Here is a 26,257-nt window from a genome sequence, read left to right as displayed (position 1 = left end):
TTTTAGTTAACTTGTGAAGCCAACTAACCAACTAACATTTAAATGAAAAAAATAATTATTTTATCCCTAGTGGCTATCATGTTTAGCTCATGTGATTTAATTGTTTCAGCTATTGATTCAATTAAGACCATTAATCGGGAAACAAAAAAGCAAGAAGAAGTAAAAAAGGAAAAAGAAGTTATTTACAAGCAACCTAAAAATGGAGTCAAGAAATACAAGTACGATAATGGAAGTATCAAATCCATAGTTACTTTTAAGGATGGCAAAAAAGTGGGTGTGAGTAATACCTTTTACAAAAGTGGAGAAAAACAGTACGATATCCCTTATCAAGATGGAAAAAAGCATGGTAAGGTGATTTGGTATTACAAAAGCGGAAAAGTTTATAGAGAAACGGATTACAAATTTGGTAAGAAAGATGGATACCAGAGGAAATATTGGGAATCTGGAAACCTAAAATCCGAGTTGGTATATAAGAATAATATGCTTTCGACAGGATTAAAAGAAATCAACAAATCCAATAAGCTTAAATCTACTCCCAAAATTCTTGTTGATAAGATTGATAGAGTAAAGACAACCGGTGAGTATATTCTAAGATTTAGATTAAGCAACGGTAGAAAAAAAGTAGTTTACTACATAGGGGAACTGATAGAAGGAAAATATTTTCCTGCAGATGCTAATGGATTTGGGGAATTGACATCAAAAAATGGCATTGCAGAGTACAAATTCAAAGTTGGTAAAGGAACACAGTTGATAAAGAATGTGAAACTTGTTGCCATAGAATCTACATCTTATCAAAACAAAAGAGTATTATCGGTAAGTGTGCCAATTTCGGTTCGGAATCCACAATAAGGATATACTATAATGAAATAATAAGCTCCTCAGAAGGGAGCTTTTTTTGTTTAATGTCAGATTATTTTTTTAATATAGCACCAACACTACTTACATATTCAGGGATGATATTTTCTGCTGACCATTTTAATTCATGTTGAAACAATTCAGTAAGTATTTTTTCTACATTAAATCCGAAAGCAACCAAATTATAGCGCATTTTTTCAGGGAAGTAACATGGTTTTCCATTTATTATTGAGCAGGTAGCACAAACTTCACAACTGTTGGCTGCTATCATTTTACCATCAATGGGTTCATTAATACGTAGATAATTTTGTAACTCTTCTTTTGTAAAGTTATACGCTTCAAGTGAGCATTCTTCTTGAGGCAGAAAATCAAATTGTTTTGTTGAAGTAACAAATAGAAACAATTGGATTTTTGAATAGGACTCGGAGTAATCTTCGAAATTTGGACAGTTGGGCGGACAAGTCCATTTGCTATTGTGGTTTGGGCAAGCATTTCTACAATGCGAATTGAACTCTTCTTTATTCAGAAAAAGAAATATTTCAGATTTTGGAATTTCCAACACCTTTCTTTCCATTTCGATTTTCCGATTTTTAAAATGCTTAACAATTGTATCTGTCTTAACCTCTATCATTGTAATATTCAATTTATCACAAAAGTATAATAATTGCTTTCTTAAAAATAGCTTGTATAACATTTGCGCAAAGGTGTGAGAAAGACATCCGTACCTGAAGGTATTTTTGTATATTCGTATCTTGAATTGTACCCAAAAATTTATCTATGCTCTCACTTGATGCGATAATTGTATTAATCGTATTGGTTTTTATTCTTATTTCCTTCTATAAAGAATGGATTGGTCCTGCCTTTACATTCTTAATAGGTGTGGTGATTTTGGGGATAAGTGGAATTTTAACACCATCAGAAATTCTTAGTGGTTTTGCCAACGATCAGGTTGTTGTAATTCTAATGCTACTCCTTATTGGTGATATTATTAGAGATTTGGGGATTGTAGAAACCCTCTTCGATAAAGTGTTTCAACGGGCGAATGGCTACAAAGCCTTTATGGCCCGAATGATGCTTTTGGTTGGTGGATTTTCGGCATTCTTAAACAATACTCCATTGGTTGCTGTAATGATGCCATACGTGCATTCTTGGAGCAAGCGAAACAATATTTCTCCCTCAAAATTACTAATTCCGCTTTCCTATGCAGCCATTTTGGGTGGTTGTATAACTCTTATCGGAACATCAACAAACTTAATTGTAAACGGTATGGTAAAAGACCAAACCATTGTTACCGGTTTGGAATCTTTAAGTATGTTTAGTTTTGCTTATGTGGGCGTGCCAATGATGTTTATTGGATCAGCTTATTTGTTATTTGTAAGTAAAAAACTACTACCAGATAAGGAGGATATTTTAGGCGATTTTTCGGAAAATACCAGGAAGTATATTGTAGAGGCACACGTTAAACCCAATTCCGATTTGATTGGGAAATCAATTGAAGAAGCAGACCTTCGAAACTTAAAAGGACTTTATCTTTTCCAAATTAATAGAGGAGGGGTAAGAGTTGCAGCAGTTTCGCATGAATTTAGATTGGAAGAAGGAGATAGACTATTATTTGCTGGTGATACGGAAACCATTGCAGATTTGGTACTGCCAAATTCAGGTTTAACGCTTCCAACAGTGGGTATGCTTACGCATAAGAAGCATATTGAGGTTGTAGAGATTGTGATTTCTCATAATTCAACCCTGATTTCAAAAACAGTAAAAGAGGCAAATTTTAGAGGGCAATTCGATGCTGCTGTAATTGGAATCCATAGAAATGGAGGCCGAGTTAGTGGAAAAATTGGAGAAGTAAAGTTACGTGCTGGTGACGTTTTGTTGTTGCTTGGAGGGGATGATTTTGTTGAAAGAACGCATCGCATTCAGGATTTCTACTTTATCTCTAAAGTAAAAGAATTCAGAAAGCAAGAAGGATATAAAATTGGTTTATTGCTGGGAGGTACAGTCTTGGCAGTAATATTATCTGCTTTAAATATAGTGCCACTCTTTATGACATTGATTGTAATGATCATTGTAATTTTGGGCTTGAAGATATCCAACCCTAAGGATATTGCCAGAATGGTAGATTTTAATCTGGCACTGATCATATCCCTCTCGCTGGCCTTTGGAACTGCTATGATAAAATCAGGATTAGCTGAGATTATTGCGGATTTATTGATATCCGTATTTCTTCCATTGGGTAAAGTGGGTGTTCTATTTGGAATTTACTTGATTACTTCTGTTTTAGCTGCCTACATTACTAACAAGGCAGCCGTGGCAATTGTTTTTCCAATTTCGTTAACAATGGCCTTAAGCTTGCATTTGGATCCCGAGCCATTTGTACTAATTGTGGCTTTTGCAGCTGCAGCTAATTTCATGACTCCTATTGGATATCAAACGAATATCATGGTCTATGGTCCTGGAGGTTATTCGTTTAAAGATTTCTTTAAAATAGGATTTCCCCTAACAATCATTTACATGATTTTTACAGTTTTGATTCTGTCATACATTTATTTTTATTAATAGATAAGCGCATAGGACAAAGTAATATTACGACAATCTATCTATGAATTTTAGTAGGAGAAAAAAGCTTTTGGTTGAAGCCATTTCGGCATCATTATTGGCAGGTAAAGAAATCCTGAAAGTGTACGAATCCAAAGATTTCGAGATACAATTAAAATTGGATAATACACCCTTAACATTAGCTGACCAAAGAGCTCATGATGCCATTGTTTCTGTTATTAATAATATGGGAATTCCTGTTTTAAGTGAAGAAGGGGAGCATTTGAATTATGAAGAGAGACAGAAGTGGGAGCAATGTTGGATTGTTGATCCGCTTGACGGAACCAAAGAATTCATAAAACGAAATGATGAGTTCACTGTTAATATTGCTTTAGTTGATAAGGAAACGCCAGTTGCTGGTGTGATTTATGTCCCGGTTTATAAGCAGTTATATTTTGCCGATGTGGAATTAGGTGCGTATCGAGTAGATAAAATAAGTGAATGGGATAAGGATTTGGATATGCTAGTTCAAAAATCTCACAAATTGCCTTTGGCGCAAAATCGTAATGAAACGCTTATTGTTGGTTCCCGATCGCATATGAATGAGGAAACCAAACAGTTTATTGCGAAATTGAAACAAGATAAAAAAGAGGTGAAGTTGATTTCGAAAGGAAGTTCACTAAAACTTTGTATGATTGCGGAAAATGAAGCAGATGTTTATCCTAGGTTTGGTCCGATTATGGAATGGGATACAGCTGCTGGCCATGCAATTGTTAAAGCCTCGGGAGGTAAAGTATTGCAGATTAACACCAATATAGAATTAAAATACAATAAGAAGGATTTGATGAATCCGAGCTTTATTTGCTCGCGATAGATTCATTGAGAATTAACCAATAAAGCAACCTACAACTAAAACAAATGAGAAATTTATTTAAAGCCGTATTGGTCTGTTTACTTATGATTCAAGTAACAGCTTATGCGCAAAAAGTTCCATTGAAACATACCGATTACGATGGATGGAAAAACTTAAAGAGCCAGCAGATTTCTGCCAATGGAGAATGGATATCTTATGAAGTAAATCCACAAAAGGGGGACGGATTTCTTTATCTGTACCAGGTAAAAACAAAAAAGTTAGATTCGATTGCCAGAGGTTTTAATGCTGAATTTTCACCAAAATCTGAAATTTTAACTTTTAAAATTAAGGCTCAGTACGATACAGTTCGTCAGGCTAAATTAGACAAAGTTGACAAGAAGGATATGCCAAAAGATTCTATCGGAATTTGGAACCTAAGCAGTAAAGAATTGGTGAAATTACCAGAGTTAAAATCTTTCCAAATGCCTGAAGAAAAAGGTGAGTGGATGGCTTACTACCTTGAAATGCCAAAGGAGGAAAAAGACAGTTTGGCAAAGGACTCGGTAGAAGTTAAAAAGCCAAAGAAAAAGAATGGCAACGGTAAGCTTAAAAAAGGCCAACTTGTGATCAAGAATTTTGTAAATGGCAAGGAATTTAAGTTTGAAGATGTAACCGATTATGCGCTATCAAGAAATGGAAATGCTGTGAATTTTATGCAATCGGTTGGCGATAGTACGCAAACTGTATTGGTTAAAACTTTTGATGGTAAAACTGCGAAAGTGAATCAGGTTTTCGAGAAAGTGGGAGAAGCAGATAAAGCGACCATTTCGGCAAATGGAGATCAGATTTCTTTTATTTTCTCTGCTGATACTGTCAAAAACAAATGTTACGAATTGTATTATGGCGATTTAAATAGCGATAGCAAGCGAATTGTTGATACTCTATCTCGTGAGATTCAAGAGAATTGGACAGTGAGTAAAAATGGAAGACTTTCTTTCTCGAGAGATGGTGAGAAATTGTATTTTGGTGTTGCTCCAAAGCCAGAAAAAGAGGTGAAAGATACTTTGTTGGACGAGGAAAAGTACCATGTTGATGTATGGAACTGGAAGGATCCTTTGTTGCAGCCACAACAAAAAGTTCAGGCAGAGAAAGAGAAAAAGCGCACATGGATGGCGGTTTATCACACCAAAAACAACAAATTGGTTCAGCTAGCAGATAAAGATATGCGCAGTGTTGAGTTGTACGATAAAGGCAATGCAGAATTGGCATTGGGTAATTCACCTCTTCCATATCAGCAATTAACTTCGTGGGACGATTGGTATTCCGATTATTATCTTGTAAATACCAGTACGGGTAAGAGAGAATTGATTCTGGAAAAGAAAAATTCAGATGTTCGTATTTCTCCAGCTCAGAAATATTTATTGTGGTACGAAACTCAAGATAGCATCTGGTATTCTTACCAGATTGAAAGCAAAAAAACAGTTGCTTTAACCAAAAAAATCAATGCGAATTTCTACAGCGAAACTCACGATACTCCAAACGATCCAAATCCATATGGAATAGTAGGGTGGACCAAAGGCGATAAGAATGTAATCATTCAAGACCGTTACGATTTTTGGATGATTGATCCGGCGGGGATGAAACCGGCAGTAAATTTGACTAATGGTTTTGGTCGCAGAAACAATATCCGTTTTGATTACGTGAAATTGGATGATGAGGAATTGTTTATTGATTTGAAAAAGCCAGTTCTTTTAAGTGCATTTCATGAGTTCAATAAAAAATCGGGCTATTATCAACTGAAAAGAGAGGATGATCCGAAACAAATTGTGTTCGAAGATGCCAAGTTATATGGTGTGGAAAAGGCAAAAACTGCTGAACAAATCATGTTCAAACGATCAACTTTCGTTGATTATCCAAACCTTTGGACCAGTAAATTGAATTTTTCGAATCAAACTAAAGTGTCTGATGCGAATCCACAGCAAAAGAATATCAACTGGGGTAATGTTGAATTGGTTGATTGGACATCAGGAGATGGAGAGAAATTGCAAGGTTTATTGTACAAGCCAGAAGATTTCGATCCCAACAAAAAATACCCGATGTTAGTGTATTTCTACGAAAGAACATCCGATCGATTACACAATTATCATGTACCACAGCCAAATTGGTCTATCATTAATCCAAGTTATTGTGTAAGCAATGGCTATCTTATTTTCATGCCAGATATCACTTATCACAAGGTTGGATATCCTGGAGAATCGGCTTATAGCTCAATTGTTACAGGAACATTGGCAATGATGTATCGTTATGATTTTATCGATAAAGAAAATGTTGCCTTGCAAGGACAAAGCTGGGGTGGATATCAAATTGCTTACCTGGTAACCAGAACCGATTTGTACAAATGTGCAATGGCTGGAGCTCCTGTAAGTAATATGACATCAGCATATGGTGGAATCCGTTGGGGGAGCGGTATGAGCCGTATGTTCCAGTACGAACGTACTCAAAGTAGAATTGGAGGAACGCTTTGGAACAGTACTTTGCAGTACATCGAAAATTCGCCGGTTTTCTTCGCGCCAAAAATTAAAACTCCGCTTTTAATTATGCACAACGATAACGATGGTGCGGTGCCATGGTATCAGGGAATCGAGTTGTTTGTAGCAATGCGTCGTTTGCAAAAACCATGTTGGATGCTAACCTATAACAACGAGGAGCATAACCTAAGAAAACGTCCTAACCGAATGGACTTATCGATTAGAACCATGCAATTCTTCGATTATTATTTGAAAGGAAAACCTGCTCCGGTTTGGATGACTGATGGGATTCCTGCAGTTAAAAAAGGAAAAATGGATGGTTATGAGTTAAAGAAATAGAACCTGAAATTAATATAGAAGGATGCGTCTCAGTTTTGAGGCGCATTTTTTTATGCAATGATTTTTTTTGGAAAAAAAGACAAGTTTTGGATTTTGGGGAAGTCAATTTTGAAAAAAAACGCCTTCCCCAAGTTGGGGAAAGCCCGTTTAAAAAAAAGAGACCTTCCCCAGCTTGGGGAAACTCGAACTGAAAAAAGAAGGGCTTCCCCAGTTTGGGAAAAGGAGAAAACGAAAAAAGAGAGCCCTTCCCAGCTTGGGAAAGCTCCAATTGAAAATAAAAAGCCTTCCCCAGCTTGGGGAAATGCAAAATGAAAAAAAAGAGTCCTTCCCCAGACTGGGGAAGTTTAAAATGGAAAAATATAGCCTTTCCCAAATTGGAAGTGCATAAAAAAACACCTTTATCCTGAGAGAATAAAGGTGTTTATATTAACCCTAATTGTTAGTTAAGTGTGTTGTGTTTGTTTAGCTATTAAATAGCTGACATTATATGAGTATTTGTTGTTGTTTCCAGTGTTATATACTGACAAAGTAAAGGTCTTTCCGATAAAAAACATAGTGTTTTTGTTCAAATAAGTAAAATTTACCGATATTGTGACACTTAATAGATAAAACTACTTTTACGTTTCCGCAAACGTTATAAATCAGAGTAAAAATTTCTTTTATGGATAAGCTTGATCAAACTGATAAAACGATTCTTAGAATATTGCAAACCGACTCAAAGAAAACAGCAAAAGAGATTGCAAGTATGCTGAATTTAACTCCTTCGCCAGTGTATGAGAGAATCAGAAGATTGGAGAATCAGGGGTTCATTAAAAAATACGTGGCCATTCTCGATAAAAAAAGAATTGAGCGAAGTGTAACAGCCATTTGTCAGGTTTCAATGCGTTATCATGATGAGACTTTTATTGATGAATTTGAGGAGCAAATTCAGGATTTAAAGGAAGTTCAAGAGTGTTACCACATGGCAGGTCAGGTTGATTTTATTTTAAAGATTCATGTAAAAAGCCTTGAGGAGTATCATGAATTCGTTCGTTATAAGCTATCTAAAATAAAAAACATTGGTGTACTGAATAGTACATTCGTAATAAAGGAAATCAAGCATAGCTCTGAATACTACATCTAATGACATTTACATTTTAATATGAATGAAGTCTAATATCGTATTGAATAAATTAAAGATCAATAACAATCGTATTGAAGTTATTGGTCTTTTTTATATTGCATTGGGTATAACTTACCCCTCAAACTCTTTTACCAATTAGATTAAATACTTGGCGCGATTTTTATTAACTTAGTATGGACTGCGAATTTTGTATCTAATGTAAAATCAGGAATGTCGGAAAGTTTTGAGAATATATCGCCGGAAGAATTTGAAAAGCGAATGTTTGAGTGTCAGGAACAGATAGAACAATTACAAAAACATTTATCTGCTCTCGATTCGGAAAATACCTATTTGGCAAATGAGCTCAAAAATACAAGAACCAACGACGAGTACAATCTACTTTTTAAATCTACAGGACAAGGTATAATTATAAGAGATGCTGATGGAAAAATAAGCTATGCAAATCCCGCTGCATCGAAAATACTGGGACAACCGATTAAAGATTTACTAGGAGTAGACAGCTTCGAACCTAGGATAAATAATATTTTACCCGATGGCTCTCTAATGGATGCAAATGCTCATCCTGCAAAAGTAGCGCTGGATACAAGAAAAGAAATTACGAGGTCTACTTTGGGTGTGTTTAATCCTGAAAAACAGGATTATATTTGGATTAGTGTAACTGCAACGCCAATGTTGGATAGACAAACCAATAAGCCAACGAAAGTTTTTACAATTTTTGAAGATATTACTACAAAAATAGATGCTGATCTGCAGATAAAAAATAGCGAAGCAAAAGCCAAGGCTTTGTTGGAAACCATACCTGATTTAATTATACGAATTACTCGTGATGGAAAAATAATAGACTTACATGGAAAGCCTAATGGATTATTTACATATCCCAAGAGTATAGATAATGAGAATATAAGAAGCCTTTTTGATCAAGAGTTGCGAGAGAGATTCTCCAATGCAATGGAAGAGGCTTTTGATTCAAGGCTGGTTCAAATATTTGATTATCGTAAAAATGTTGAGAATAAGGGTGTTTGCTTTTACGAGTTTCGTCTAAGTTCGATTGGAGAAAGAGAAGTTACGGTAATTATACGCGACATCACAGAGCAAAAACGCTCACAACGAAAAGTAATTGAAGCCACAAGGAGGTTAACTACTTTAATAGGAAACCTGAAAGGTATGGCATACCGCTGCCTGGTTGATGAATACTGGACGATGCTATTTGTTAGTGAAGGAGTAAATGAACTTACGGGTTATACTGCAGAAGAATTAAATTATAATGCCAGCTTGGCTTTTAATGATATTATTCACCCTGAAGATAGAGATTATGTAGCTCAAGAGGTTTCGATGGCAGGTGATAAGAATAAGAGATTCTCCTTAGAATACAGAATATATACCAAATCAGGAAAGCAGAAGTGGGTATTCGAACAAGGGCTTAACATAAAAGATAGGATGGGAAGACCGCTTTTTATTGAAGGTTACATCACAGATATTACGGAGAGAAAACATGCAGAGCAGAATCTTGCATTAAGTGAAAGTAAGTTTCGATTACTCTTTAATTCATTGAACGAAGCGGTGTTTGTTCACCCTTGGGAAGGAGATGGTTTAGAGAATTTTATTGAAGTTAATGATACTGCTGTAGATCGGTATGGATATACAAAAGAGGAGTTTCTGAGTTTAAATCCGATAGATATTGCTCGTAAAGGAGTATTAAGCAAAGAGAAAGTTTCTGAGATAAGAGAAATTATTGAAGAGCTGGGTAGTTTCTTTATGCGTACATGGCACCGTACTAAGGATGATGTTGAGTTTCCTGTTGAGTTAACTGCAAATCTAATTGATCTTAATGGGAAAAAATATATTCAAACTGTAGTTCGTGATATTAGCAGGCAGAAAAAAGCGGAGAGTGAATTGGCCCGAAAAACAAGGATTGAAAAATTACTTAGTAAAATATCTGCGGACTTGGTAAGTGCTCCGGTTGAGAATATCGATAAAGCCATTGATTCCGCAATAGAGAAAATAGCGAGCCATACAAAGGCAGATAGAGCCTATATGTTTTTGGTAGGTAAGAATCAAAAGTATTTGGAAAGAACTCACGAGTGGTTTACCAATGAGAAAGTAGCTCGATTTGATAATCCTAAACTAATGCTAAGTGAGGGTTTTACCTGGTGGATAGAAAGGTTTAAAAAGCATAAAAACTTTGTGGTAAATGATATTAAAAAACTACCATCTCATGCTTTTGGCAATTTTGAATACGATCCAAGAAAGGTAGTTAAATCGCTATTGGTATTCCCATTAATTACCCAAGAAAATATATTGGGTTGTGTTGTGTTTGACGTTGTGAATCAGGCTAAAAAATGGAATAAAACCGATGTTATTCACATTAAGACTTTTGCTGATATGTTGGCAGGGGTTCTTAGTAGGAAGAGATATGAACAGGAGTTGATTTTTGCAAAAGAAAAGGCTGAAGAGAGTGATCAGCTAAAATCAACATTTTTAGCTTCTATGTCTCACGAGTTAAGAACGCCATTGAATGCGATTATTGGTTTTAGTACATTGTTAAAACCGGAATCACCATCCGATAAGATAGAGAAGTGGAATGGCATTGTTAAAGCTAGTGGTAAGCATTTGCTAAGAATTATTGAATCTATTTTTGATGTTTCATTACTTCAAGCCAAGGAGGTGAAATTAAATATTGATCAGTTCTCGTTGTTTGAAATGTTTAATACCATTCAGCAGTATGTAAAAGCTGAGGTAAAGAAATTCAATAAAACAGAAGTGGGAACCAACTTTAAATCCTGTAGTGAATGCGATATTTTTATTACATCAGACAGAACCAAAGTGATGCAGTTGATAACCAATCTTCTTAATAATGCCATTAAGTACACAGATGTAGGGCAAATTGACTATGGATGCAAAATTCATGATAATAACATTGTGTTTTTTGTATCGGATACAGGAATTGGTATTTCTGATGAGCACAAAGAAGTAATATTCGATATTTTTCGCCAGGTAGAAGAACCGTATTGGGGATTACAATCTGGAGTTGGTCTTGGTTTGGCGATCTGCAAAGAGATAGCAAATTTGCTGGATGGCGAACTTTGGTTGGAATCTGAAAAAGGCAAAGGTTCGTGCTTTTATTTCAAATTAAATGATGTAGTTACCATACCAGAATCAAAGGAATGTGAAATGTTAAGCTCCATACAAACTCCAAATTTGAAAGGAAAAAATATTTTGATAGTTGAGGATGTTGAGATAAATTATGAACTGCTTGAAGAGATTTTAAGTCCAACAAATGCAAAAGTGTTATGGGCAAAAAATGGTGTTTCTGCAGTGGGTATGATGCAATCGCATCCAGAAATTGACTTGGTTTTAATGGATGTTAAAATACCTCATTTGGATGGTTATCATGCAACTAAAAAAATATTGGAGCAAAAACCAGGTTTGCCGATTATTGCACAAACCGCTTATGCTTTAAAAGGTGATAGGCAAAAAGCTATTGATTCGGGTTGTGTTGCATACATTACTAAGCCAATTGATAGAATAAAGTTGTTCGAGTTGTTGCAAAGCCATATTACAGATAATTAGTCGACTTATTCTAAATATTTTTAATATTCAATAAAAATTCACAGATTTGTTTTTCAATAAAAACAAGATATTGTGAAAAACTATACCTACACATTAAGCCTGTTGGTTATTTTACTGGTCTCATGTCGTCACTCTTCTCAAGTAAATAAGGAGGAATCAATCAGTAGTGAGCAAGAAAATTACAACTGGGTAAAATACGATCCAATTTTGCTTTCAGACCAATTGCCAAAGAAGGTGGATGAGCAATCGGGAATGATTTGGCATAATGATTTGATTTGGGTGAATAATGATAGTGGAGGAGCTGCTACTTTATATGCTTACAATAAAAATGGAGAGTTAAAGCAACAATTGAATATTGAAGGAGTTTCGAATCAGGATTGGGAGGCTTTGGCTGAAGATGAGAAGTATTTTTACATTGGAGAATTCGGAAATAACAATGGTACTCGTAAGAATTTAAAAATTTTCAGTCTTGATAAGTCTAAAATCCACGATAAACCTGAGCTGAGTATTAAAGCTGATGAGATTAGTTTTGTATGGGCTGATCAGAAAGAGTTTAAACGTAGGAAGCACAATCATAACTTTGATTGTGAAGCTTTTTTATCTTATGGTGATTCTTTGTATTTCTTTACTAAGAATTGGGAAAATCAAAAAACAAGGATGTATGTGATGGAAAAATCTGTTAAGCATCACGATTTAAATCCAAAAGTTGAATTTGATACCGATTTTATGGTTACGGGTGCAGATATTAGTTCTGATGGTAAACTCGTGGCTTTGGTAGGTTATAAGGATTATAAAACTTACATGATTCTTTTTTACAACTTTATTGGCTCAGATTTCTTTGGAGGTGAGCACATCCGATTAGATTTGAGTTCTTTGGGAGGAGCACAAACCGAAGGTGTTGTTTTTACCGATACCAATAATTTGCTTATTAATACAGAAGCAACCAAGCAGGCGCAAGCTGTATACAAAATTGATTGGAAACAATTGATTAAGAATTAAGCTTGGGGGGATATATCAAATAATCTCTTGCTTTGATTTTGAATTCCTTAAAAAGCTTCTAATTTTGTAGCCCGATTTGCTAAACAGCCACAGCTTTAAAATTGTTTTACAAGAAAAGAAGAAGGTTTTGAAAGACAAGTACAAAGAAATATTCGACAAAGGAACAGATTTGCCTCTGGTTGAGGATTTCTATACCATTCAAGGGGAGGGGTACCATACCGGTAAACCTGCATATTTTATTCGAATCGGTGGTTGTGATATAGGATGTCGTTGGTGTGACAGTAAAATCTCATGGAATCCTGCAGAGCATAGGCTAATTTCAGTTGAAGAGGTGGTAAGAAAAGCAGTAGAATCTCCTGCTAAATCGGTAGTTGTAACGGGTGGAGAACCATCCTTATACAACTTGGAGCCTTTGTGCACTGAATTGAAGAAACACAATATTGAGAATTTTCTAGAAACTTCAGGGGCATACGAAATAAGTGGGGAATGGGATTGGATTTGTTTGTCACCAAAGAGAAATAAGTTACCAGTGCCATCGTCTTATCAAAAAGCCAATGAGCTTAAAGTTATTATTTACGATTTGGAAAAAGATTTCGAATGGGCAGAAGAGTTGGCTAAAAATGTAGGTGATGATTGCTTATTGTATCTGCAGTCCGAATGGAGTCAGTATGTTCACAATGTGAAACCAATAGTGGAGTATGTGAAGAATAATCCGAAATGGAATATTTCTTTACAATCTCATAAGTTTATGAGAATACCATAAAGGATATATAGAAGAACAAGAAAGAAGGGTATTCAAAATTTTGAATGCCCTTCTTTGTTCTAAGCTAATAAATTAAATAATTGGAAGAATATTGCGATTAAAATGATACTCCAAACACTAAAAATAGATTTTCGGCCATTGGGTTAGCAATAACGGAAGCTGAAAGTGGAAGTGAAAACTTTTCTGTAATTGCTACTTCCTTTGATGCTGTAAATCCTAAGTTTACAAAGCCAGCTGTATCCCCGTAAAAACCGGATTCTCCTTCGTCCTCATCTGCATCGAAAGGAGTGAGACCCGCAAATAAGTCAATATTAACATCTTTATAGGTAAAGCTATGTCCTAGTTCAATGTATAAGGAATATTGCTGATCACCATTTACATCTTGATCTGCTCCCCAAAAGTTCATTGCTGCCATAATGCTAATGGGAAAGCTTTTGGTGCCATTAAAGACAATACTTCCTTCAAGAATATGACCTGTTGATTCTTTTTTGAAATCGAAATAAGAGTTGTTTGCTGCAATTTGATCATTTGGGAAGAAATAATCGGTAAGGCTTACAGTAATTAAATCGTCTGCAAAACGATACGAAATGTACATGTCTGCTTCTGCTCCGTCATTATCACCGTCGAAGGAATACGACCCCCATGCGCCAATTGCAAATGCTCCCTTACTGTATTCAATTCCTGGTTGAATTACAGGACCAGTTGAAAATTGAGTACCTCTCCAAATGTATCTGCTCATAAGGTCAGCCCCCAAGGAAATTTCGCCTTTTTTATTTTGAGCGAATAAGGAGCTTGTGCTTATAATAACTCCAATAAGTAATGTAATTAACTTTTTAATTCTCATCATAATAATGGGTTTTAGATTAATAATTAAGGTAAATAGTAATATCTCGATTAAATAAATTGTGGTTTTTACTAAAAAAATACCACTTACCCCTTTTGTAAAGGGGTAAGTGCTGGTGCAAATCAACTAATTTCTAATTCTAACCCTAACGAATTAGGGGTGCGATTCAAAAATAATCAAAAAATATTCAAAATAACAAATAAAAATAGGGGTGTCTTTAATAAAAACACTAAAAAAAACTGCGCAAAGGTTTTAAATTTAGGGGGTGTTTGGGTAAAAGTGATTTTTTTGTGGAAAGTGTCTTTATTTTTTGAAAGACTTAACAATAATATCTTGCGTGTTTCCGTGCTAACTTTGCTTCAAATTAAGCTTGATTTGAATGTTAACCTATTTTGTAATCAGTATAAATTGTTTGATTAGTATTAGATTGCTTTTATGTTGTGGTAAAAAATCAAGATATTTGTATATCAAAAATCAAAATCAATAAATAATAATTATGAGCATAAAAGGAACACAAACCGAGAAGAATTTATTGAAAGCGTTTGCTGGAGAATCTCAGGCAAGAAGCAGATATACTTACTTTGCGAAGCAAGCTAAAAAAGAAGGTTATGAGCAAATTTCTGCAATCTTTATGGAAACAGCTGAGCAAGAAATGCAGCATGCAAAAAGATTCTTCAAATTTTTAGAAGGCGGAGAAGTTGAAATTACTGCAGCATTTCCAGCGGGTGTTATTGGAACCACTGCTGAAAACTTAAAAGCAGCTGCTAGCGGAGAAAATGAAGAGTATACTGAATTGTATCCAGAGTTCGCACGAATCGCAGAAGAAGAAGGTTTTAAAAAAGTTGCTACTGCTTTTAAATTGATTTCAAAGGTTGAAAAAATGCATGAAGAAAGATACTTAAAGCTTTTAAGTAATCTTGAAGCTGAAAAAGTATTTGAATCAGAAGAAAAGGAAGAATGGTATTGTCGTAACTGTGGTTATGTGCATGAAGGTACTAAAGCTCCAAATATGTGTCCTGCTTGTGAACATCCTCAAGCTCATTTTGAGAAAAAAGCAAAAAACTATTAATAAAAAAAAGGCTCCTAAATGGAGCCTTTCTTATTCATCCAATAAATCAGGACGTAATTTTTTAGTTCTTAAATAGGCTTGTTCTTCTTGCCATTGCTCAATTTTTTTATGGTCTCCTGATAGTAAAATTTCAGGTACTTTCCATCCTCTAAACTCTGCAGGTCTTGTATAGATTGGTGGCGACAATAAATTATCCTGGAAAGAGTCTGTAAGAGCGGAAGTTTCATCGTTCATTGCTCCAGGAATCAAACGAACAACACTGTCTGTAATTACTGCAGCAGCAAGTTCACCTCCCGTAAGAACAAAATCACCTATGGATATTTCTTTGGTAATAAAATGATCTCTGATCCTTTGATCAATTCCTTTATAGTGACCGCAAAGGATTATAATATTCTCCTTTAGCGATAATGTATTTGCAGTTTTTTGTTCGAACTGCTCACCATCTGGGGTAGTAAAAATGATTTCATCATATTTCCTTTGATTGGTTAAATGTTCAATTGCCTTAACAACTGGCTCTAATCGCATTACCATGCCAGCTCCGCCACTAAATGCGTAATCATCAACTTTATTGTGTTTGTCTTCCGAAAAATCACGGATGTTATGAATGTGTATTTCAACTACGCCTTTATCTTTTGCTCGTTGAATTATTGAATGATTCAAAGGACTTTCCAATAATTCTGGAACAACAGTTAATATATCGATTCTCATTAATTCTAAATTTTGTGTAAAAGTATACATCACATGCAAGTGATGCAAGAAAATAGAAAATGAAGATGATAAATCATTCACAAAAGACAATGTGACATATTATTTTGTGTAAACAATGACAATATGACACGGAAAAATAAGGGGAAAGCTGACGTTTTGAATTGTTTTTGATGATGGTATGCCATTTGAAGGTTGGTCATCGAATTTGAAAAAATAAACAATCGGAATCCGGAGCCGAAGAATTAATAAAAAATATAGGAGATTAGAGTTATGACATTATTAAGATATGGCAAAAGACCAAATGATTTTTTTACAAATCAATTAATGAATCAATTGTTTAAAGAAACTCAGGATAGTTTTAAAGCTGCTGTTGAAAGAGAAAGTGGTTTTCGTCCAGCAACTAATGTTGTCGAAGAGGAAGATTACTATCTGATAGAGGTTTCTATTCCTGGTTTTGCAAAAGAAGATGTGAGTATTAAGGTAGAGAATGGTTCTATTAAAATCTCGGCGGAAAAGAAGGATACAAAGGAAAATAATAAGTACTTAAGAAGAGAATTTGGAGTATACAAATTCGAACGTAGCTTTAAGTTGGCTGATACAATCAATCAACAGAATATTTCTGCTGAAGTAATAAATGGGATATTAAATATTGTTCTTCCAAAAGTTGAAGAAAAAAAGCCTGAAATTCATAACATCGAGATCAAATAAAGGAAACAATGGAAGGTTTGAATAGGTAATATTCATAATAAAGAGTAAGGTTTAAAGAAGATAGATTTCTCCGAATATGTTGAGAAATTTAGGTTAGTTAATTAGTTTGTTTTGGTTAAGAGGTTCATGTATTGCATGAACCTCTTTGTTTTAAGGGGAAAGAAAATATTTAAAATCTTTGAGGTTTAGCACTTAATTAGTTAAATTCGTAAGAGTAGGCTTAAAAGTTTTCTTTTAGGTGGTATTGTTAACGCGAGTTTTGCTTTGTTCGAAACTTAATCTAACTCAATTTACATGAAAGCACCAGACCTGTCAAATCCCTCACATGAGAATGAATTGAATGAAAATTTAGAAGCGAAAGATAATGTTGCAGATTCTCATGAAACCGAAAATTTAAAAGAAGATAATGTTAGTGAAGCAACTTCGGAATCTAAACAAGGTAGCGATGCAGAAGATAATTCTGATTCTGCTTCAGAAAAGGATTCTGAACTTCAAAAAGAACCTGACTACACATTAATGGAGAAAGGCGAATTGAAGAATCGCTTGGCATTACTTCTCGAAAATGAATCTTTATCGGCAATAAAAGAAAAGGTAGAGGCCATAAAACTAAACTTTTACAAAAAACACAAAGAAGAAGTTGAAGCTGCGAAGCAAAAATTTCTTGCAGATGGTGGTGTTGAGGATGAATTTGATTTTGGTACGGATGAGTTAGAAGGCCAGGTTCGTGAAATGTTGCAAAAGTTTAAGGAAAAGAAATCAGAATTAAACCGTAATGTAGAACAGGAAAAGGAAGAAAACCTAAAAAAGAAATATCAGATAATAGAGGATATTAAAGAGCTGGTAAATAGAAAAGAAGCATTCGATAAAACCTTCCACGAATTTAGGGTGTTACAAAAGAAGTGGCACGAGATAGGAATGGTGCCACAACAAGCATTAAAAAACTTGTGGGATAACTACCATCATCATGTTGAAAACTTTTACGATTACATTAAAATCAACAAAGAACTTCGCGATTTGGATTTAAAGAAGAACATGACTTCTAAAATTAAACTTTGCGAAGAGGCAGAGAAGTTGTTGGATGAACCTTCAGTGGTAAAAGCATTTAATACACTTCAAAAGTACCATGAACAGTGGAGAGAGATTGGTCCGGTGCCTCGTGAAGACAAGGAAAAATTATGGGCAAGATTTAAAGAAGCTACAACAATCATAAATCGTAAACATCAGGAGTATTACGAAGGCTTAAAATCTGAGCAGAAAAACAACTTGGCCAAAAAGACTGTTCTTTGCGAAAAGGCTGAAGAAATAGCCAATCGAGCAATAGGTTCCCATAAAGAATGGAATTCCAGTTCGAAAGAAATTATAGACCTTCAGAAAGAATGGAGAACCATTGGTTTTGCTCCTAAAAAAGACAACAACAGAATTTATCAAAGGTTTAGAGCAGCCTGTGATTTATATTTCGATAGGAAGCGTGACTTTTACATGGCTTTGAAAGAGAAGTTGAATGTGAACTTGGAGAAAAAGAAGGAGCTTTGTGCCATTGCAGAAAGTTTACAAGATAGTCAGGATTGGAAAGTGACTACGGATAAATTAATTGCCATACAGAAAGAATGGAAAAATATTGGTCCTGTGCCAAGAAAAGTTTCTGAGGATCTTTGGGTGCGTTTCCGTGCCGCTTGCGATAAGTTTTTTAATAACAAATCGGAGCATTTCGATAATGCGGATGCCGGACAAGTAGAGAACTTGAAGCTGAAAGAGACATTAATTGAAAAAGTAAAGGCATTCGAACTTGGGGAGGATAATGATAGCAACTTAAATGCATTGCGCCAGTTCCAAAAAGAGTGGTCGAATATTGGTCATGTGCCATACAAGAAGAAGGATAAGGTGCAGGAAGCTTTCAGAAAGGCCATTAATGGTTTGTATGATAGAATGAATATGGATAGTGACAACAAGGAAGTTCAGAAGTTTAAATCGAAGATTGATACTTTCTTGACCATGAGTAATTCTGAAGATAAGATTATTGTTGAGAGAAATAAGATTGTAAATAAAATCAGGCAATTGGAAAGTGATATTGCCCTATGGGAAAACAATGTTGGGTTTTTCTCTTCATCAAAGAATTCGAATGTAGTAAGTGAGATTCAGGAGAAGATTGAGAGAGGAAAACAAAACCTTGCTATCTTAAATGAAAAGCTCAAGGTTATTGACGGTTTAGTTTCATAAATTTGTATTAAATAGATGCGTTTAAAAGCATTTCTCAACATGGGGAATGCTTTTTTCATGTTTGAGAATTTATTCTTTGCGCAAAGAAATCAACAAATGATAGTTTGAAACATTGAATTTGTTTCCTAAAAACCTATAATTTGACTACTTTTGCAGCTTTAATAAATCAACTAAAAAAGTTTATAAAGTGTCAACAACCAAATACATCTTCGTTACAGGTGGGGTAACCTCATCATTGGGAAAGGGAATTATAGCATCGTCGCTAGCTAAATTATTGCAGGCTAGAGGGTACTCTGTAACTAACCAAAAGTTAGATCCATATTTGAATGTAGATCCAGGAACATTAAATCCATATGAGCATGGTGAGTGTTTCGTTACCGATGATGGTGCAGAAACCGATTTGGATTTGGGACACTACGAACGTTTTACAAATGCTCCTACATCTCAGGCGAACAACGTTACTACTGGTAGAATCTATCGTAACGTTATCAATAAAGAGAGAAAAGGAGATTTCTTAGGAAAAACAGTTCAGATTATTCCTCATATCACCGATGAAATTAAAAGAAACATCAAACTTTTGGGTACTAAGCACAAGTATGATGTTGTAATTACTGAGATTGGTGGTACTGTAGGTGATATTGAATCATTACCATATATCGAGGCAGTTCGTCAGTTAAAGTGGGAGCTTGGACAAGATGCCTTGGTAATTCACTTGACTTTGGTGCCATACCTTGCTGCTTCAGGAGAGTTGAAAACCAAACCAACACAGCACTCGGTGAAGTCGTTGTTGGAAACAGGAGTTCAACCAGAAGTATTGGTATTAAGAACAGAGCACGAATTGACTGCAGATGTTCGTAGGAAAGTAGCATTGTTCTGTAATGTTGATCCAAAAGCAGTAGTTCAGTCTATTGATGTATCAACCATTTACGAAGTGCCTTTGAAAATGCGCGAAGAAAAGCTTGATCAAACGGTTTGTGAAAAGCTTGGACTTGACTTGAAGAAAGAACCAAAATTAAAAGAGTGGACTAAATTCTTAACTCGTCTTCAGAATCCAAAAGCAGAGGTGAAAATTGGTTTGGTAGGTAAGTATGTGGAGTTACATGATGCTTATAAATCAATTGCTGAATCATTTATTCATGCAGGTTCGGTTAACGAATGTAAAGTGAAAATCGAATGGGTTCATTCAGAAAAATTGAATGATGCCAATTACCAGGAAGAGTTGAAAGACTTGAAAGGTATTTTGGTTGCACCAGGATTTGGTCATCGTGGATTAGAAGGAAAGATTTTAGCAGTAAAATATGCTCGCGAAAACAACATCCCATTCATGGGTATTTGTTTAGGTATGCAGGTTGCAGTAATCGAATTTGCACGTAATGTGTTAAAACTAGAAGGTGCAGATTCTTTGGAAATGAATCCAAAAACTCCACATCCGGTTATCAACCTAATGGAAGAGCAAAAGAATGTAACCGAAAAAGGTGGTACAATGCGTTTGGGAGCATACGACTGTATCTTAAAAGAAGGTTCGAAAGCATTTGCTGCATACAAGCAGAAAGAAATTTCGGAACGTCACCGTCACCGTTATGAATTCAACAATGAATATTTGGAGCAATTCGAAGCTGCAGGAATGAAAGCTGTAGGTATGAATCCAGATACTGGTTTGGTTGAAGCGGTTGAGTTGGATGGCCACAAATGGTTTGTTGGTGTACAATTCCACCCAGAATACAAGAGTACGGTTATCAAACCTCAACCATTGTTTGTTGAGTTTGTGAAAGTAGCAATGGAAAAGTAATCTGTAGGCTACAATACATTACTTAGAAAAGATTAAATAATAGAATATGGATAGAAATTCGATTTGGGGCTTGGTGATCATCGGTGCGATTTTGATCGGGTATACATACCTGACAAAACCATCGGATGAAGAAATCAAAGCCATGAAGACCAGAGATTCGATCGCCCGTGTTGAAAGATTGCATAATGAGCAATTAGAAGCGGAAAGAATTGAGGCCTTGAAAAAGCAGTACGCAGAAAAGAAGCAAGATACTGCAGCACTTCAAAGTGAATATGGAGCATTTGCCGGAGCAGTTCAGCAAAAAGAGGAAATTATTACCCTGGAAAACAAATTGGTGAAAATTAGCATCAATACTTTAGGGGGTAAGATTGCTAACGTTGAGTTGAAAGATTACAAAACTCACGATGCAGAGAAGTTGATGCTTTGGGGTGAGAAAAATTCCAAATTCGGATTGGCTTTCTATGCTCAGAACAAAGCAATGAATACTCAGGATTTGTATTTTACTCCTGTGAACTCGGTTAAAACAGTTGATGCGACAACCGCTCAACAAGTAGTTAGCATGCGATTAAATGCTGGCGAAGGCAAATACATCGAGTACAAGTATTCATTGGAGCCAGATTCTTACATGCTTGGTTTTGATATCAATGTTGTAGGAATGCAGGATGTAATTGCTTTGAATCAAAGAGATCTGACTTTCAACTGGGCAGCTGATATTCCTAGCCAGGAAAAAGGACGCAAGTTCGAAAATCAGTATACCAATATCTTCTATAAGTTTTTCGAAGATGATGTAGATAGCATGTCTCCTTCTGGAGAAGATGAGGAAAGCTTATCTACAAAAGTAAAATGGATTGGCTTTAAGCAACAATTCTTCTCTTCTGTTTTAATTGCTGATGATTCATTCAAAGGAATTGAATTGAAGTCGGTTGACATGGGAGAAGATGATCCTATCTTGAAGAACTTTGATGCTGCAATTTCATTACCATACCAGGGATCTCAATTGGAAAACTATCCAATGAATTTCTACTTTGGTCCGAACAAGTACAAGACCATGAGAAAGTATGGTAAGGATATCGAATTGCACGCCTTGGTTGATTTGGGATGGAAAATGTTTGCCTGGGTGAACAAGTGGTTTGTAATTCCTATTTTCAACTTTTTGGAAAATCACATTGCAAACTATGGTATCATCATCCTGATCTTAACAATCATCATCAAACTGATTTTAGCACCATTAACTTACAAGTCGTACATGTCGACAGCGAAGATGAAGGTGTTGAAACCACAAATCGATGAAATCAACGAAAGAATCCCTAAGGATAAAGCAATGGAGCGCCAGCAGGCAACCATGGCATTATACAAAAAGGCAGGAGTGAACCCAATGGGTGGATGTTTGCCAATGTTGGTACAGTTCCCAATCCTGATTGCATTGTTCCGATTCTTCCCATCGTCTATCGAGCTTCGTCAGAAGAGTTTCTTATGGGCAGAGGATTTATCATCATACGATTCAATTCTTGATTTACCATTTAACATCCCATTCTATGGAGATCACATCAGTTTATTCTGTTTGTTGATGGCAATTACCAACTTGGTATACACTCGTATGAACAGCCAAATGCAGTCGTCGCAACAAATGCCTGGTATGCAAACCATGATGTACTTAATGCCAGTAATGTTCTTGTTCTGGTTTAACGGTTATGCATCAGGTCTTTCATACTACTACTTTATTGCAACATTATTTACTGTTGCTCAAACTTGGGCAATCCGTAAGTACATGGTTGATGAAGACAAAGTATTGGCAACTATCGAGGCAAACAAGAAGAAGCCAGTTAAGAAATCGAAGTTCCAACAACGTTTGGAAGAAGCTGCAAAGCAAAGAGGTTACAAGCCTCCTAAAAAATAAGATCATTACGATTCTATATACGGCCCCGCATTTTATGTGGGGCTTTTTTTTGAACCTCATCCCCCAACCCCTTCTCCTCGAGGAGAAGGGGAGTAGACTGCAAAATTTTGGCAGTTTCAGTTCCCTCTCCTTAAGGAGAGGGCTAGGGTGAGGTGTTCTATAAAAGGAAAATCTGATTGTTTGAATCTTGACCTCATCCCAAACCCCTTCTCCTTGAGGAGAAGGGGAGTACACTGCATAATCTTGGCAGCTCCGGTTCCCTCTCCTTAAGGAGAGGGTTAGGGTGAGGTATTAGGAAAAGCTAGTCTTATAGTATCAATAAATTCCGCCAGACGCCTAAAAGCTCCCTTTATATCACAATCTATTTCTTCATTTGTAAACCTAATTACTTGGACACCCAAATATCCAAGTTCAGCAGTTCTTCCTTCATCATATTCTTGATTCTCACTTGTATTGTGAATTTCCCCATTAAGTTCGATTATTAATTTTAATTCATGGCAGTAGAAATCGGCTATAAATATATCTATGGGGTGTTGTCTGCGAAACTTTAATCCTTTGAATCTCCTATTTCTTAGGTATTCCCAAAGGATTTTTTCTGTATCAGTCATGTTTTTCCTGAGTTCTTTTGCTCTTTTATGAATCTCAGGAGAGGCATTGTAAAACAAACACTCTTTAAAGTCAACCATGTTATAGTGAATTAGGTATAGAAAATTAATGATAATTATTGAATTTTGTTACTCATTTTTTTTGATTAATACCTCATCCCCCAACCCCTTCTCCTTGAGGAGAAGGGGAGTACACTGCAAAATCTTGGCAGCTTCGGTTTCCTCTCCTTAAGGGGAGGGCTTGGGTGATGTGTTTTATAAAAGGAAAATCTGATTGTTTGAATCTTGACCTCATCCCCCAACCCCTTCTCCTTGAGGAGAAGGGGAGTACACTGCAAAATCTTGGCAGCTCCGGTTCCCTCTCCTTAAGGAGAGGGTTAGGGTGAGGTGTTTTATAAAAGGAAAATCTGATTGTTTGAATCTTGACCTCATCCCCCAACCCCTTCTCCTCAAGGAGAAGGGGAGTACACTGCAAAATCTTGGCAGCTCCAGTTCCCTCTCCTTAAGGAGAGGGTTAGGGTGAGGTATTCAGGTATGAGGACTTAAACCAATTTATCACTATCTTTCACCTACCTTTAACACAAATCACAAAAGATGAACACAAAACTCGTTGCTTTAAGGCATCAATTGCACTCTCAACCCGAATTATCCAATCAGGAATACAAAACCGCTCAAACCATTGTCGATTTTGTAGAAGATTATCAACCTCATGAAATCATCCATTTGGGAGATACGGGCAGAGCATTTGTATTTAAAGGAGTCGAGGCGGGCAAGACTACCGTGTTTCGAGCAGAGTTAGATGCATTGCCAATAGAGGAAAAAACGAGGCTAAAGTATGCCTCAATTTACAATGGTGTGGCACATGCCTGCGGACATGATGGACACATGACTATACTGGCTGGAATGGCTCAGCAATTGTCAGAAAATCCACCGCGAAAAGGCAAGGTTATTCTGCTATTTCAACCAGCCGAGGAGGTAGAGCAGGGAGCAAAAGATGTACTGTTTCATCCCAAGTTTGCCGATCTGAATCCCGATTACATGTTTGCCCTGCACAATGTACCCGGGCAGGAAACCAATACCATATTGTTGCGACGCGGAAGTTTTTCTGCGGCATCGAAAGGAATGACCATTCGATTGAATGGAAAAACATCGCATGCGGCAGAGCCTGAGAAGGGGAGAAACCCAGCCATAGCCATCTCAAAAATCAGTCGTGAGTTAAACGATTTGCTCAACAACAAAGCCCTGTTTACCGATCTTACTCTGCTTACATTTATCTACATCCGTATGGGTGAGCAGTCCTTTGGAACCTCTGCAGGCAGTGGCGAAATGGGCATCACCCTGCGTTCTTTTGAGAATGCTGATATGGAGGTGCTTACCCAAAAATCGGAGGAGATTGTAAACAGAATCGCAGCCGAAGAAAACCTGGAATGCAGCATTGCTTATCACGAAGAATTTCCAGCAACGGTAAATCAAGATGAGTGTGTGGATATGCTACATGATTTGGCCGAAGAGCACAATTTATCGTATAAATACCTGGACAAACCCTTCAAGTGGTCCGAAGATTTTGGCTATTTCTCTCAGAAATACACCTGCGGATTTTTTGGCCTGGGAGCTGGCGTCGATCAGGCAGCCCTGCACCATCCCGATTATGATTTCCCCGACGAAATCATCGAAACAGGACTCACGATCTTTACAGGTTTGTATCAAAAAATAAATGGAGAATAAAGTACGCAGCCTTCCCAACGCTCACCCTTCGATTCCCTAAAGGGAACAGCGCACAGAAAAAGCCCCTTTAGGGGTTTGGGGTAATAGTAAAAGGGAAACTGTTGACAGGCGAAAGGGTGAAATAGTGAGAAAAATTCTTAAAGCACCCTTTTCCCTATCGGGATTTTCCCTTGAAAGGGAAAAACTCAATTCGAAAGTGGCAAACTAGAATCATTATGAGTCACAAATTTAATACAGAAAGTCAGAGCCTGTTCGGCTAGAGGACTATAAATAACTAAACCAATACAATAATGTTATCACAAATACTAAAAAACAATCAACACCTCTTTACCGATATTTTCCCATTCAACTTAAATCAAGAAAAACATCACAAGCTCGATCTTTCCATCGATAATCAAGCCCTGTATTCCATTGATTTGAGCTCGGTGGAGGCATTGCAGCAATACATTTCAGACTGTTTGCAACAAACTGGCGCCAAATATGCCATTGGTGGTTACAACGAGGACAGATTGATTTATCGCAAAAGCAAACACTTTGGCGAGGGCGAAGATGCACGAAGCATTCACCTAGGAACCGACCTTTGGTTGGCAGCCAATACCAGCCTTTCTGCACCTTTGGATGGTAAGGTCCATAGCTTTAAAAACAACGATGTATTTGGCGATTACGGCCCAACCATCATACTCGAGCATTGCATCGAAGGAACTACTTTCTACACCCTTTACGGACATTTATCTGTTGATTCCTTAAAAGGAAAAAGTGTAGGGCAAGAGATAAGGCAAGGCGAGAAGTTTGCCGAACTGGGCAACGATCAGGAGAATGGCAATTGGCCATGCCATCTGCATTTTCAGATCATCGCCGATATGAATGGACGAGAGGGCGATTTTCCAGGCGTATCCAATCAGGTCGATCGAGAAAACTACCTCAATACCTGTCCCGATCCCAATTTGATTTTGAAGCTGAAGTGATTGTTTTATAGATAGAAAGCTTTAGCAAGACAAAAGTCTGCATCAACAAGACAGGCAGTCAGTTGATCCAAGACACAAAAAAAGAGCTCCAAGACTGCCGTAAGGTGCTCCAAGACATAGAAGAACCTTCTCCAAGACAAGAGGCAGGTGCAAAAAGACAGG

20 protein-coding genes are annotated in these 26,257 nt (G+C 36.4%); 16 read left to right on the top strand and 4 right to left on the bottom strand.

Annotated elements, in window-relative coordinates; translation table 11 throughout:
* The first annotated feature begins 42 nt into the window (after positions 1 to 42).
* Positions 43 to 849 carry a toxin-antitoxin system YwqK family antitoxin gene (locus DF185_RS16630; RefSeq protein WP_110361893.1) on the top strand — a complete coding sequence of 269 codons (807 nt, stop codon included), beginning with the start codon at positions 43 to 45 and terminating at the stop codon, positions 847 to 849.
* A gap of 61 nt (positions 850 to 910) precedes the next feature.
* Here the strand turns inward: DF185_RS16630 and DF185_RS16625 are convergent, their stop codons facing one another.
* Positions 911 to 1,486 carry a DUF2284 domain-containing protein gene (locus tag DF185_RS16625; RefSeq protein ID WP_165836054.1) on the bottom strand — a complete coding sequence of 192 codons (576 nt, stop codon included), beginning with the start codon at positions 1,484 to 1,486 and terminating at the stop codon, positions 911 to 913.
* Positions 1,487 to 1,632: 146 nt separating this feature from the next.
* Between DF185_RS16625 and DF185_RS16620 the strand changes: the two genes are divergently transcribed.
* The 8 genes from DF185_RS16620 (at position 1,633) to DF185_RS16585 (ending at position 13,568) form a co-directional block, all read left to right on the top strand.
* Positions 1,633 to 3,414: an SLC13 family permease gene (locus DF185_RS16620; RefSeq protein ID WP_110361891.1), complete on the top strand. Its 1,782-nt coding sequence runs from the start codon at positions 1,633 to 1,635 to the stop codon at positions 3,412 to 3,414.
* 43 nt (positions 3,415 to 3,457) lie between these two features.
* The gene (gene cysQ, locus DF185_RS16615; protein WP_110361890.1) at positions 3,458 to 4,267 is read left to right on the top strand and encodes a 3'(2'),5'-bisphosphate nucleotidase CysQ; all 810 of its coding nucleotides are present in this window, start codon (positions 3,458 to 3,460) and stop codon (positions 4,265 to 4,267) included.
* 44 nt (positions 4,268 to 4,311) lie between these two features.
* The gene (locus DF185_RS16610; protein ID WP_110361889.1) at positions 4,312 to 7,113 is read left to right on the top strand and encodes an alpha/beta hydrolase family protein; all 2,802 of its coding nucleotides are present in this window, start codon (positions 4,312 to 4,314) and stop codon (positions 7,111 to 7,113) included.
* Between the two features lie 57 nt (positions 7,114 to 7,170).
* The gene (locus DF185_RS16605; protein ID WP_110361888.1) at positions 7,171 to 7,425 is read left to right on the top strand and encodes a hypothetical protein; all 255 of its coding nucleotides are present in this window, start codon (positions 7,171 to 7,173) and stop codon (positions 7,423 to 7,425) included.
* A gap of 349 nt (positions 7,426 to 7,774) precedes the next feature.
* Positions 7,775 to 8,236, top strand: a complete 462-nt coding sequence (locus DF185_RS16600; protein ID WP_110361887.1) for an Lrp/AsnC family transcriptional regulator — start codon at positions 7,775 to 7,777, stop codon at positions 8,234 to 8,236.
* Between the two features lie 210 nt (positions 8,237 to 8,446).
* Positions 8,447 to 11,806 (top strand): PAS domain S-box protein, encoded by a 3,360-nt coding sequence (locus DF185_RS16595; protein WP_110361886.1) that lies wholly within the window; start codon positions 8,447 to 8,449, stop codon positions 11,804 to 11,806.
* A 72-nt stretch (positions 11,807 to 11,878) separates the two neighbouring features.
* Complete coding sequence (locus DF185_RS16590) at positions 11,879 to 12,805, top strand: hypothetical protein (RefSeq protein WP_110361885.1); 927 nt, start codon at positions 11,879 to 11,881, stop codon at positions 12,803 to 12,805.
* A gap of 127 nt (positions 12,806 to 12,932) precedes the next feature.
* Positions 12,933 to 13,568 carry a 7-carboxy-7-deazaguanine synthase QueE gene (locus DF185_RS16585; RefSeq protein ID WP_110362011.1) on the top strand — a complete coding sequence of 212 codons (636 nt, stop codon included), beginning with the start codon at positions 12,933 to 12,935 and terminating at the stop codon, positions 13,566 to 13,568.
* 97 nt (positions 13,569 to 13,665) lie between these two features.
* Here the strand turns inward: DF185_RS16585 and DF185_RS16580 are convergent, their stop codons facing one another.
* Entirely contained in the window at positions 13,666 to 14,415 is a 750-nt protein-coding gene (locus tag DF185_RS16580) for a TorF family putative porin (RefSeq protein ID WP_110361884.1), read from the bottom strand.
* Positions 14,416 to 14,908: 493 nt separating this feature from the next.
* Here DF185_RS16580 and rbr point away from each other — a divergent pair, with 493 nt between their 5' ends.
* The gene (gene rbr, locus DF185_RS16570; protein WP_110361882.1) at positions 14,909 to 15,481 is read left to right on the top strand and encodes a rubrerythrin; all 573 of its coding nucleotides are present in this window, start codon (positions 14,909 to 14,911) and stop codon (positions 15,479 to 15,481) included.
* Between the two features lie 30 nt (positions 15,482 to 15,511).
* Here rbr and trmD read toward each other — a convergent pair whose 3' ends face one another.
* On the bottom strand, positions 15,512 to 16,189 hold the full coding sequence (trmD, locus tag DF185_RS16565) for a tRNA (guanosine(37)-N1)-methyltransferase TrmD (protein ID WP_110362010.1): 678 nt from the start codon (positions 16,187 to 16,189) through the stop codon (positions 15,512 to 15,514).
* A 270-nt stretch (positions 16,190 to 16,459) separates the two neighbouring features.
* Between trmD and DF185_RS16560 the strand changes: the two genes are divergently transcribed.
* From DF185_RS16560 to yidC, 4 genes are all read left to right on the top strand, one after another.
* A complete protein-coding gene (locus DF185_RS16560) occupies positions 16,460 to 16,897 on the top strand; it encodes an Hsp20/alpha crystallin family protein (RefSeq protein ID WP_110361881.1) in 438 nt (145 codons plus the stop codon).
* A gap of 294 nt (positions 16,898 to 17,191) precedes the next feature.
* Positions 17,192 to 19,114: a DUF349 domain-containing protein gene (locus DF185_RS16555; protein ID WP_110361880.1), complete on the top strand. Its 1,923-nt coding sequence runs from the start codon at positions 17,192 to 17,194 to the stop codon at positions 19,112 to 19,114.
* A gap of 187 nt (positions 19,115 to 19,301) precedes the next feature.
* Positions 19,302 to 20,903, top strand: coding sequence for a CTP synthase (gene pyrG / locus DF185_RS16550; RefSeq protein ID WP_110361879.1), 1,602 nt, complete (start codon positions 19,302 to 19,304; stop codon positions 20,901 to 20,903).
* A 46-nt stretch (positions 20,904 to 20,949) separates the two neighbouring features.
* Complete coding sequence (gene yidC, locus DF185_RS16545; protein WP_110361878.1) at positions 20,950 to 22,800, top strand: membrane protein insertase YidC; 1,851 nt, start codon at positions 20,950 to 20,952, stop codon at positions 22,798 to 22,800.
* 278 nt (positions 22,801 to 23,078) lie between these two features.
* Here yidC and DF185_RS16540 read toward each other — a convergent pair whose 3' ends face one another.
* Entirely contained in the window at positions 23,079 to 23,486 is a 408-nt protein-coding gene (locus DF185_RS16540; protein WP_110361877.1) for an endonuclease domain-containing protein, read from the bottom strand.
* 513 nt (positions 23,487 to 23,999) lie between these two features.
* On the opposite strand from DF185_RS16540, the gene DF185_RS16535 reads away from it, so the two are divergent.
* Positions 24,000 to 25,130 (top strand): amidohydrolase, encoded by a 1,131-nt coding sequence (locus DF185_RS16535; RefSeq protein ID WP_110361876.1) that lies wholly within the window; start codon positions 24,000 to 24,002, stop codon positions 25,128 to 25,130.
* 290 nt (positions 25,131 to 25,420) lie between these two features.
* Positions 25,421 to 26,095: a peptidoglycan DD-metalloendopeptidase family protein gene (locus DF185_RS16530; protein WP_110361875.1), complete on the top strand. Its 675-nt coding sequence runs from the start codon at positions 25,421 to 25,423 to the stop codon at positions 26,093 to 26,095.
* Positions 26,096 to 26,257 lie beyond the last annotated feature (162 nt).

The organism is Marinifilum breve, assembly GCF_003202155.1.
Lineage (GTDB): Bacteria > Bacteroidota > Bacteroidia > Bacteroidales > Marinifilaceae > Marinifilum > Marinifilum breve.
This window is presented reverse-complemented; position numbering and strand designations above follow the sequence as displayed.